This window comes from Nonomuraea sp. NPDC003201 (assembly GCF_053590415.1).
The window spans coordinates 1-10,652 of sequence record NZ_JBSFTC010000351.1 but is presented as its reverse complement, the minus strand read 5'-3'; the positions used below and the strand labels follow the sequence as shown (position 1 = coordinate 10,652).

Sequence of the window (10,652 nt, the reverse complement as noted above, 5' to 3'; positions counted from 1 at the left end):
CGCGCGTCGCGGGCGGCCGGGGTCCTGTCGCCGCTCGCGACGGTCAAAGCCGCGCCGTCGGCCTCCGACGTCGGCGCGTCGCCGTCCGATGAGGTCGCCCTGTCAGTGGCCGTCGAGCGGGGCGGTGCCGCAGCCGTGCCACCTTCCAGCGCGGCGGTCGAGCCGGGCGGTGCCGCAGTCGTGCGGGCGCTCGTTTGCTGTGAGAACCGCCTCTACGCCGCGTGCCCGGACGGAACGCTCGCCGTCAGGGACGTATGCGGCCAGAACCTCCCGTGGCAGACGATCGACGAGACCGACGCGATCGCGCTCGCCGCACCCCGGGAAGCGCACGGCGGCCCGCCCGCCGGGCTGTACGGGGTCGCCCCCGACGGCACCATCCGTTACCGCGACCCCGTGCCGGCCCCGATGCCGTGGCGGGACGTCAGCCGGGCGCCAGAGGGCACCGTCGCCCTGGCCGCCGTGGACGAAGGGCTGTTCGCCGTCACCTCCGGGGACGAGCTGTGGCACCTGCCCATCAGACGGCTCGGCGTCCACGACTGGAGGAGCGTCGGCCCGGCCGCCGGTGCGGTGAGCCTGACCGCGATGAACGGCCGGCTGTTCGCCGTCTCGGCCGACCGGATCCTCGTGAGGACGGCGGAGCGGCATGAGGCCGGTTGGAGCGACCTGGGCCCCGCCGAAGGGCACACCGTCCTGGCCGCCACCGCAGGACGGCTCATCGGCGCCGCACCCGACGGCGCCCTCCGCTGGCGATCACTGGCGTAGAGCAGGCCCAGCCACCATCACCGAGCCCGCGTGAGAGCGGTCGCTTTCGCGCCGTGGCCCAGCCTGGCTGAGGGCGGTCGCTTTCGTGCCGTGGCTCAGTCTGGCTGAGGGCGGTCGCTTTCGTAGGCCAGCCACTGCGCGAACGTGTGCAGCCCGTAGTCCAGCGTCACACCCTCCCGCCACCCCAGCTCGACCCCCGCCCGCTCGACGTTCACCAGCGGCCCGGGAGGCTCGTCGGACGTCTCGACGTCCATCGGACGCACCGCCTTGGACACCGCCTCGGCCAGCTCACTCATGCGCAGCCGCTTCCGGCTCGCGATGTTGTACACGCGCCCCGCAACCCCCCGTTCCAGCGCGGCCAGCACCGCCCCGGCGACGTCCTGCACATGCACCAGCTGCACCGGACGCCCGGAGACCGGCGCGGGACGGTTGAGCGACGACCGCAGCACCAGGTCCGCCACCGGCCCGCCCTGCGGCATGCCGGGCCCGTACGGCTCGCCCAGCCGCAGCACCACCGCTTCCGGCGCGGTCGCCTCCACCTGCAGCAGTGTCCGCGACAACGGCGTGGCGGCGGGAGACACGGGCGTCTCCTCGTCCACCCACTTCCGCTGCGGGTAGACGTGGACCGAGCTGAGCAGCACCCCGCCCCGCCCGCCCGTGAAGGCCGCCCGCGCGAGCCGCAGCTCCTCCTCCGGGTCGGCGTCCGGGGACCAGCCGAGGGCGCACACGTGCACCACCGGCGCGCCGGAGTCCCCGGCGGCGAGGCGGAGGCCCCGGTCGGCGAGCGCGTGTGCCAGGTGCTCCCGGACGAACGTCTCGGCACCGCTCACGGCCACCGTCGCGGACGCCCCCAGGGCCGCGATCAAGGGGACCGGGGACGGCGGGGTCACGGCGTGCGGCGGGCGATCCGTCAGGGACGGCGAAGGTACGGCGCGAGTCGCGCGATCTGCCGAGGACGGCGAGCGTATGGCGTGCGGCGGGCGATCCGCGGGGCCCGTTCCCAGGCTCGCCTCCGGGCCCGGCCGCGCGGCGGCATCGTGCAGGCCCGCCTCCAGGCCCCGCTGCGCCGCGTCGTGCAGGCCCGCCTCAAGACCCCGCCGCGCCACCTCGTGCAGCTCCGCCGACAGCCGCCCCAGCTCCCGCCCCGAGAGCTCGTGGCACAACCCGCCCGCCCCCATCGTGGCCAGCGCCTCGTCCACGACCCGAGCGTCCCCCAGCCCTCGGCCTCCGTCCACGACCCGAACGTCTCCCGGCTCCCGCCCCCGATGCACGACCCCCATCGTGTACGCCGTCAGCCACAGCTCCCCATGCGCCCCCGCGCCCGCCCGCGCCACCATCGCCCCCGCGTCGATCCCCAGGCCGGCCAGATAGTCCTCGCACCGCAGGTCCCGCCACCGCCCCGACCCCGGAACCCGTACGGCGCACTGCGCGACACCCCGCTTGAAGAACGGGATCACCGGCAGATCGTCCAGCACGGCGTCCTCGCCCAGCCCCGCCAGCGGGTCGTCGGTGAAGAAGCACGGCGAGCGGCGCACCCCCTGGAAGTCGTTGTCCACCAGGCTCGCCAGGTCCTCGTGCTCGGCCAGGCTGGGCACCGCCACGAACACCGGCACCCCGGCCTGCCGCAGGTACCGCCCCATGAGCACGTCGTCGGGCCACGTGTCGCCCCGGCCCGCGGCCCACTGCACGTACCCCTCGGCGACCTCCTTGGGCAGCAGCAGGGCGGCCACCGGCGTGTACTCGCCCGCCCCCGCCACCCACCGCGCCCCGGCCAGCGCCCCCTGGCGTACGGCGGCGCCGTTGCGCGAGTTCCAGAACGCGAACAGGGCGAGCGCGGCGTGCGGCATGGCACGGGCGGCGCGCTCGGCCCGCTGGAAGAACGTGCTGGAGAGCACCATGTCGTCGTGCAGGAGGAAGTGGTGGGTGGAGTCGCCGGGGATGCTCGACCAGGCCAGCAGCGAGGTGCGGAACGCCGAGGGCCGGCCGCCCGGATCGGGGTCGGTGACGACGTCGAGCACCCCCCCGGCCAGCCGCGCCGCCGCCTCCCTGCGCTGGGGATGCGCCATCACGGCCCCGCTCAGGTGCACGCCCCGGTTCACGTCCCCAGGCATGCGCCTACCGTGAGCTCGCCCGACTCGACGAGGTCCAGGGCGTCGCGGCGGTCCCCGCCCTCCCACAGCACGTCGCGTACCACCAGCAGCCCTGACCCGCAGGCCACCAGCACCCCGCCGGTCCCGGTCGACCATACGGGGGCGAGCACGGTCCCGGCCGGTTCCGTGCCGCTGAGCTCGATGAGATCTGCGCTGTGGACGTACAGCCGCCGCCCGGAGACGGACGTGAACGCCCCCGGATAGGGCGGGGCCAGCGCGCGTACCCAGTCGTAGAGGTCGGAGGCGGGCCGGGACCAGTCGATCAGCCCGTCCTCGGGCCGCCGCTTCTCCCACCACGACCCGCCGGGCCCCTGCGGGCGCGCCACCACGCGGCCTTCCAGCAGCAGCGGGATGTACGTCGCCAGCAGGTCCACGTTGATCTCGGTGACCTTGCGGTAGACGGCGCCGACGTCGTCGCGCCGGCTGACCGTGAACTCCCGCTGCGCGATCAGGTCCCCGGTGTCGGCCCCCTCGTCCAGGAAGAACAGGCTGACCGCGCTCGTCTCCAGCCGCTTGATGATCGTCCACGGCAGCGCGGCCCGCCCCCGCCCCTCGGGCAGCCGCGTGGGATGCAGCCCGATGGACCCCAGGGGGCACACCGACAGCAGGGGTTCGCGCACCAGCTGCGACCATCCCGCGATCACGAACAGGTCCATGTCCTTGACCAGCTCGTACGCCTGCCCGTCGTTGATGTCGGCCGTCTCCAGCAGCGGGATGCCGTGCTTCTCGGACGCCTCCCGCAGCGGCGCGAACCCGGAGCGGTGCTGCAGCGCGGGCGGGTAGCCGATCAGCAGCGACGGCGGGGTGCCCTGCGCCACCAGCACGTCCACCGCCGGCGCGGCGAACTCCATCCCGGTGGCGAACGCGAACGTCTTCACAGGACCTCCCTCAGCACCCCGAACGCCTCCGCGCGGGTGACGCCGATCTCCGCTCCGCGTAACGTGGCCAGCGCCGTCACCGAATCCTCGCTCCTGATGTGCGGTGAAGGCCGGTGCTGGCTCTCGTACGCCCGCAATGCCGCAAGCTTCGCGTCCATATAAGCGGATATATCGCAGTAAGCCGTCGAGCGGGGCATCGGCTCGGACGCCCACTGGATCTTCGACATCTCGTACATGAAGACGTTCGGCACCAGCCACTTGCCGAACTGCTGCGCGATCGGCCGGGCGGCGGCGAACCCGGCGTCGAAGACCGCGCAGTGGTCCTGGTCGTAGTCGGCGAAGCTGGGCAGGAGCAGCAGGTCGGGCCGCCGCTCGTTCAGGGCGTGCTCGAACAGGTCCACCAGCTCCCGGCGCGGCAGCGTGTCGAGCCGCTCGGTCAGCCCGCGGTCCCCGTACGCGATCTCGAAGGTGCAGCCGAGCAGGCCCCGCACGGCCTCGATCTCGTCCAGCCGCTGCCGGTAGGTCGTGGCGCCGGCCAGCCCGTAGTGGCGCATGCCGTCCACCGCCAGATACAGGACGTGCACTTCGGCACCGAGTTCGGCCTGCGCGGCCATCAGGCCGGCACAGCCCAGGACCTCGTCGTCGGCGTGGGGGGAGATCACCAGGACGCGGTCAAAGCGGCGCATTCACTGCCCTTCGGTCCTCGCGGGCGCGGTAGTAGTCGGCGGTGGCCATGATGAGCTCGTCGAGGGTGACGCGGGGCCGCCAGCCCAGGTCGGTGGCCGTCCTGAGCGCCGGGATCTTGTGGAAGGACTCCGCCTCGGCGTAGTGCGGCCCGTGCACGGTCCGGCCGTCCACGCCGACGATGGGGGAGGGGCTGCCGAGCAGGGCCTTGACGCGTTCGGCGAGCTCCATGACGGTGACGGCGTTGGCCGGGTTGCCGACGTTGATGATGACGTCGTCGCCGTCCAGTGCCGCGTCCATGAAGCCGATGAGGAACGCCGTCAGGTCACTGGCCGCGATGAACGCCCTGACCTGCTCCCCGCCCGCGAACACCGTGATCGGCCGCCCGGCCAGGGCCTGCTGCACGAACGTGGGCATCACGAACCCGCCCGCCCGCGACTGCCGCGCGCCCGCCACGTTGAAGGGCCGGATGACGATGCCGCGTAACCCGTGCCGCCGGCTGTTGCAGACCATGGCCTCGGCCAGAGTCTTGGCGACGGCGTACTCGATGCGCGTGTTGTACTGGGTCGGCACGACGATGTCGTCCTTCTCGTCGAGCACGCCGCTGCGCCCGTACACCTCGGCCGAGCTGAACATGCACAGCGGCACCCCGGCGGCGGCGCACGCCTCGATGACCGGCGCGGTGCTGCCGATGATGTCGTGCCCGAGCCGCCCCGACCGTGACAGGATGCTGGCCGGGCCCACGTAGGAGGCCGCGTGGATGACGCGGTCCACGCCCGCGAAGTCGCCGCCGGAGGCCAGGTGGTCCTCCACGCGCTGCCTGATGACCGTGCAGCGCGGGGCGGTGTCGTAGTCCTCGCCGTCTACGACCGCTCCGGCGTTCGAGTCGATGATCCGTACGCGGTGGCCCGCCGCGAGGTAGGCGTCCACCAGATGTGAGCCGATGAATCCGAGACCGCCGGTGATGACTACTTCGCCACCTGGTGCTCGCACGGACCCGCCTTTCCCGCTCGAGGAAAACGGTCATACTGGGACCTAGGCGGGATTAAAACAGTTTTCGTCTGTCTTGTCACCCATGGCCACAACTTTTCACCGCGGCGCGTGAACCTCTCCTGACGCGGGTAGCTCCCTATCCTGACCGGGCAGGGAGACCTGGGGAGACACCGCCGATGTCCAGTGAGCTCGACCTCATGCCCGCCGGCTTCGTGCGTGCCATCGAGGAGATGGCGCTGGTGGACCACCACGTGCACGGCGTCACGTCGCACGACCTGTCGCGCCGGGCGTTCGAGGAGCTGATCACCGAGTCCGACCGGCCGGTGCCGTCGTGGATGACCCCGTTCGACTCCCAGGTCGGCCACGCCATTCTGCGGCACTGCGCGCCGGTGCTCGGCCTCGACCCGTACTGCACGCCGGAGGAGTACCTGGCCAGGCGCGCCCGGCTCGGCGCCGACGAGACCAACCGGCTGCTGCTGGGCGCGAGCGGCATCGGGCACTTCCTGGTCGAGACCGGCTACCGGGGCGAGGAGCTGCTCGGGCCCTCCGGCATGGCGGAGGTCACCGGTGTCCCGGCCGACGAGGTGGTGCGGCTGGAGGCCGTGGCCGAGCAGGTGGCCGCCGGCGGGTGCGGGGCGGGCGCGTTCGCCGACCGGTTCGCCGAGGCGCTGTGGGAGCGCACGCGTACGGCACGCGGGCTCAAGAGCATCGCCGCCTACCGCTGCGGGCTCGACTTCGACCCTGCGCCGCCCACGCGCGAGGAGGTCACGGAGGCCGCCGGGCGCTGGTTGTCCGCCGGCGGCGGGCGGCTGTCCGATCCCGTGCTGCTGCGCCACCTCATCTGGACGGGGCTGGAGCGGGGCCTGCCGCTGCAGTTCCACATCGGGTTCGGGGACCCGGACGTGGACCTGCGCCGGTCGGACCCGCTGCTGCTGCGCGGGCTCATCGAGCTGGCCGAGCCGACGGGGGTGCCGCTGCTGTTGCTGCACTGCTACCCGTACCAGCGGCACGCGGGGCTGCTGGCGCACGCGTACCCGAACGTGTTCTTCGACGTGGGGCTGGGCGTGAGCTACACCGGCGCGCGCAGCGTGGCGCTGGTGGCCGAGAGCCTGGAGGTGGCGCCGTTCGCGAAGCTGCTCTTCTCCTCCGACGGCTTCGGCCCGGCCGAGCTGCACTATCTCGGGGCGCTGCTGTGGCGGCGGGCGATGGCGCGGGTGGTCGGCGGGTTCGTGGCTGAGGGGGAGTGGTCGGTGGAGCAGGCGATGCGGGTGGCCTGGATGGTGGGCGCGGAGAACGCCCACCGCGTCTATGGCCTCGGAGGGTGAAGGAGAACGATGTTCCGCCCATGTGTGGACAGAAAACTCATCGATGACGAAACCATCTCTAACCTCTAGGCTCGACCGCGATGGATCTCGAAACTTTCTCCCCCGGTTCGGGACTGCTCGAACCTCGGGCAGCACTCCGCTCTGACGCGCCCGCCCTCGACCTCAACGGCACGTGGCGCTTCCGCCTCTCACCCACCGCGAACGTCCCTGACGACTTCGCCCAGCCGGCCTTCGACGACGCCGGCTGGGACGAGCTCCCGGTCCCGTCCCACTGGAACCTGCACGGGCACGGCGCACCCGCGTACACCAACGTCGACTTCCCGATCCCCGTCGACCCGCCCCGGGTTCCGGACGAGAACCCGACGGGCGACTACCGCCGCGTGTTCGACCTGCCGGAGGGGTGGACGGGCGGCCGGCTGCGGTTCGAGGGCGCCGACTCCTTCGCCAGGGTCTGGCTCAACGGCCACGAGCTGGGCTTCTGGACCGGCAGCAGGCTGCCCGCCGAGTTCGACGCGGGGCCGTACCTGCGGCCGGGGCGCAACGTGCTGGCCGTCCGCGTGCACCAGTGGTCGGCCGCCAGCTACCTCGAGGACCAGGACATGTGGTGGCTGCCGGGCATCTTCCGGGACGTCACCCTCACCCGCTCCAGCGCCGACGTCTTCGTGCGCGCCTCCTACGCCGACGGGCGCGGCACGCTGAGCTTCGAGGGCTCGGGCACGCTGAGCGTCCCCGAGCTCGGCGTCGCCGACCTCGCGCCCGGGGCGGAGGTGACGCTGGAGGTGGAGCCGTGGACGGCCGAGACGCCCCGCCTGTACGACGCCGTCCTCACCCTCCCCGGGGAGACGGTACGGCTGCGCGTCGGCTTCCGCACGATCTCCATCGTGGACGGCGTGCTCCTGGCCAACGGCCGCCCGCTGCTGTTCAAGGGCGTGAACCGGCACGAGTTCCATCCGGAGAGCGGCCGTACGCTGACGTACGAGACGATGCGCGAGGATGTGCTGCTGATGAAGCGGCACAACGTCAACGCCGTCCGGACCAGCCACTACCCGCCCCACCCCGACTTCCTCGACCTGTGCGACGAGCTGGGCCTGTGGGTCATCGACGAGTGCGACCTCGAGACCCACGGCTTCGGCATGATCGGCTGGCGCGGCAACCCCACCGACGACCCCCGCTACGCCGACGCGCTGCTCGACCGCATGCGCCGCATGGTCGAACGCGACAAGAACCACCCCAGCATCATCATGTGGTCGCTCGGCAACGAGGCGGGCGTCGGCCGGAACCTGGCCGTCATGTCCGACTGGACCCGCGAGCGTGACCCGTCCCGCCCGATCCACTACGAGGGCGACCGGACCTGCGCGCACACCGACGTCTACTCCCGCATGTACGCCTCGCACGCCGAGGTCGAGCTCATCGGGCGGCAGGAGGAGGCGCCGCTGGACGACCCCGAGCTGGACGCGCGGCGCCGGGGCATGCCGTTCATGCAGTGCGAGTACGCCCACGCCATGGGCAACGGGCCCGGCGGGCTGGCCGAGTACCAGGAGCTGTTCGAGAAGTATCCGCGGCTGGCCGGCGGGTTCATCTGGGAGTGGATCGACCACGGGCTGGCGCATCCGGAGTACGAGTACGCGTACGGCGGCGACTACGGCGAGCCCGTGCACGACTCGAACTTCGTCATCGACGGCCTCGTCTTCCCCGACCGCACGCCGTCGCCCGGGCTGATCGACCTGAAGAAGGTGTTCGAGCCGGTCCGGTTCGAGTTCGGGGACGGCGTGGTGCGCGTCGTCAACGGTCACGGGTTCGCCGACCTGTCGCACCTGGAGTTCCTGGCCACGGTGGAGGCGGACGGGGAGACGGTCGCCGAGCACCGGCTGACCGTGCCCGCCGAGGGCGGCGAGGTCAAGCTGCCCGCCGCGCCCGGCCTGGACTCGGGCTCCGAGGCGTGGCTGACCGTACGCGCGGTGCTGGCGGCCGACCAGCCGTGGGCCGGAGCGGGCCACGAGGTGGCCTGGGGCCAGGCGCTCCTGTCGCCGCTCATCGGCGAGGCCGTCGAGGGCGCGCCCGCGACGTGGAGCGCCGGGCTGGTCCGCGACGGCGGCGAGATCTCCGTGGGTTCCGCGGGGGACTCGGCCTTCGACCTGGAGACCGGGCGCCTGGTCAGGCTGTTCGGCGTGGAGGTGGAGGGGCCGCGGCTCGGCCTGTGGCGGGCTCCGACCGACAACGACACCTACGGCGGGCTGGCCGGCAAGTGGCGCGGGCTCGGCCTGCACCGCCTCACCCACCGCGTGGACGAGGTCGAGATCGGTGACGCGCTGACCGTGCGCACCCGGGTGGCGCCGGCCGCGACCGACGCCGGCATGCGCGCCACCTACACCTGGACGGCCTCGGACGGCGGCCTGGAGCTGAGGGTGGACGTCGAGCCGGAGGGCGACTGGGCCGACCCCATCCCGCGCCTCGGGCTGGACATGTCGCTGCCCGCGGGCGCGGTCGAGCACGTCACCTGGTTCGGCAGGGGGCCGGGCGAGGCCTACCCGGACACCGGGATGGCCGCCAGGGTCGGCCGCTGGCGGGCGAGCCTGGAGGAGTTCCAGACGCCGTACGTGTTCCCGCAGGAGAACGGCCACCGGGCGGACGTGCGCTGGGCCGACTTCGGCGCCTTCACGGTGCGCGGGTTCCCGGTGTTCGGGCTGACCGCGCGGCCGTGGAGCGCCTTCGACCTGGACCGGGCGCGGCACCGGCCGGACCTGGTGCCGGGAGAGCGCGTGCACCTGGGCCTCGACCTGGCCCAGCAGGGCATCGGCACCGCCACCTGCGGGCCCGGCGCCCTTCCCGTCTACGACCTCAGGGCCGGGCGGGCGACGTTCAGGCTCCGCTTCGAGCCCAGCTGACCGACGGATCTGATCATGCGCGGCCCCTCCCTCGGGGCCGCGCAGCCTTCGTGCTGACCGTTCACTGACGTTCAACGGGAGGAAAGTGATGGATGCCAAGGAGTACCTGGCCGGTGTGTTCGACCGCGCGTCCGGGACGTACGAGCAGGTGGGGGTGCCGTTCTTCGCGCCCGTGGCCGCCGAGCTGGTACGCCAGGCCGCGCCCGGGCCGGGCGACCGCGTCCTGGACGCCGGCTGCGGGACGGGCGCCTCGCTCGTGCCCGCGGCCCAGGCCGTCGGCCCCACGGGGCGGGTGGTCGGGCTGGACCTCGCGCCCGGCATGGTCGCCGCCGCCACGGCCGAGATCGAGCGGTACGGCCTGAGCCACGCGACCGTCCTGCTGGGCGACGCGGAGCGGGCCGAGGAACTGCTGCCCGGCGAGCGGTTCGACGTCGTGCTGGCCGGGATGATGCTGTACTTCCTGCCCGACCCGCTGGCCGCCGTACGCTCCATGACCGGGTTGCTGCGGTCCGGGGGCCGGTTGGCGGCCAGCCTGCTGGTGCGGTCGAGCCCGGTCGAGGTCGAGCTGCTCGGCCTGGTCGGGCGGGCGCTGGAGCCGTACACGTCGGGGGCGGGCGGCGCCCCGTTCAGCCACACGCTGGGCTCGGCCGAAGAGCTGACCGGGCTGTTCGAGGCGGGCGGGCTGGGCGGGGTCCGGCACGAGGACGTGGTGTTCGAGGTGGTCGTCGAGGCGGGGCAGGTGTGGGACTGGCTCTGGTCGGCCGCCCGCAGAGCTCCGCTGGAGGCGATCCCGGAGCACCTGCGCGAGGAGGCCCGGGCGGCCCTGGAGGCGGCGCTCCCCCAGGACCGCTTCGTGCTTCCCCGCACGGTCCGCTTCGCGACGGGCGTCCGCCCCTGACCGACCGGAACCGGGGCCCTGATCGACCGGGACTGGGGCCCTGATCGACCGGGACCGGGCGCGCTGAGCGCGCCCGG

Annotated in this window: 7 protein-coding genes and 1 pseudogene; 4 read left to right on the top strand and 4 right to left on the bottom strand. The window is 73.1% G+C overall.

The genetic code is table 11. The features are described 5' to 3' along the window. Positions 1-762 (top strand): annotated as a pseudogene (locus tag ACWDX9_RS53460) (hypothetical protein); the annotation flags it as partial. A 95-nt stretch (positions 763-857) separates the two neighbouring features. Here ACWDX9_RS53460 and ACWDX9_RS53455 read toward each other — a convergent pair. The 4 genes from ACWDX9_RS53455 to ACWDX9_RS53440 are packed head-to-tail and all read right to left on the bottom strand — an operon-like array spanning position 858 to position 5,467. Continuing rightward, positions 858-2,873, bottom strand: coding sequence for an NAD-dependent epimerase/dehydratase family protein (locus tag ACWDX9_RS53455; protein ID WP_449969799.1), 2,016 nt, complete (start codon positions 2,871-2,873; stop codon positions 858-860). Then, positions 2,858-3,790 carry a methionyl-tRNA formyltransferase gene (locus tag ACWDX9_RS53450; RefSeq protein WP_449969796.1) on the bottom strand — a complete coding sequence of 311 codons (933 nt, stop codon included), beginning with the start codon at positions 3,788-3,790 and terminating at the stop codon, positions 2,858-2,860. Before ACWDX9_RS53450 ends, ACWDX9_RS53455 begins: the two co-directional genes overlap by 16 nt. Further along, positions 3,787-4,476, bottom strand: coding sequence for a PIG-L deacetylase family protein (locus ACWDX9_RS53445; protein ID WP_449969794.1), 690 nt, complete (start codon positions 4,474-4,476; stop codon positions 3,787-3,789). The genes ACWDX9_RS53450 and ACWDX9_RS53445 overlap by 4 nt, the downstream gene beginning before the upstream one ends. Continuing rightward, positions 4,463-5,467 carry an NAD-dependent epimerase/dehydratase family protein gene (locus ACWDX9_RS53440; protein WP_449969791.1) on the bottom strand — a complete coding sequence of 335 codons (1,005 nt, stop codon included), beginning with the start codon at positions 5,465-5,467 and terminating at the stop codon, positions 4,463-4,465. Before ACWDX9_RS53440 ends, ACWDX9_RS53445 begins: the two co-directional genes overlap by 14 nt. A gap of 176 nt (positions 5,468-5,643) precedes the next feature. Here ACWDX9_RS53440 and ACWDX9_RS53435 point away from each other — a divergent pair, with 176 nt between their 5' ends. The 3 genes from ACWDX9_RS53435 to ACWDX9_RS53425 all read left to right on the top strand — a co-directional run bounded on the left by ACWDX9_RS53435 (position 5,644) and on the right by ACWDX9_RS53425 (position 10,575). Then, positions 5,644-6,792, top strand: a complete 1,149-nt coding sequence (locus ACWDX9_RS53435) for an amidohydrolase family protein (protein WP_449969788.1) — start codon at positions 5,644-5,646, stop codon at positions 6,790-6,792. Between the two features lie 80 nt (positions 6,793-6,872). After that, positions 6,873-9,677 (top strand): glycoside hydrolase family 2 TIM barrel-domain containing protein, encoded by a 2,805-nt coding sequence (locus ACWDX9_RS53430; RefSeq protein WP_449969785.1) that lies wholly within the window; start codon positions 6,873-6,875, stop codon positions 9,675-9,677. An 88-nt stretch (positions 9,678-9,765) separates the two neighbouring features. Next, the gene (locus ACWDX9_RS53425) at positions 9,766-10,575 is read left to right on the top strand and encodes a class I SAM-dependent methyltransferase (protein WP_449969782.1); all 810 of its coding nucleotides are present in this window, start codon (positions 9,766-9,768) and stop codon (positions 10,573-10,575) included. The last annotated feature ends 77 nt before the right edge of the window (positions 10,576-10,652 follow it).